1 pseudogene is annotated in these 393 nt (G+C 78.4%); it reads right to left on the reverse strand.

Annotation, left to right across the window (positions count from 1 at the left end):
• Positions 1-393 (reverse strand): annotated as a pseudogene (locus D7X55_RS43990) (hypothetical protein); the annotation flags it as partial.

Raw genomic sequence — 393 nt, forward strand, 5'->3', positions numbered from 1 at the left:
GGCTCCACGTGCGTGGGCGTGGGCTCGGCGCCCACGGGCTCACGGCTGAAGGCCTCCACCACGGACTCGCGCTGCTGCGCGACGGACACGTTCCACGCGGACGCGGCGACGGCCTCCGCCACCTCGCGGTGCGACACCGGCGGCACGGCGTCCGCGTCCCAGGCGGACTCCTCGGGCGCGGGGGCCTGCGCCACGTTCCAGCCGGGCGCCGTCTCCTGCGACTCCGGCTCCGAGTCCGACTCCAACCACGGCGCGGGCGGCGCCTCCTCCTCCTCGCGCGCGGCCTCCGGGGACACCAGCGCGGACAGCGCGTTCGACACGGGCGAGAACGACGGCGCCGTCACGGCCGGCAGCGGCTGCGCGGCGGGGGGCGGAGCCGCGTGCCTGGGTGGT

Source organism: Corallococcus sp. AB049A (assembly GCF_003668885.1).
Lineage (GTDB): Bacteria > Myxococcota > Myxococcia > Myxococcales > Myxococcaceae > Corallococcus > Corallococcus interemptor.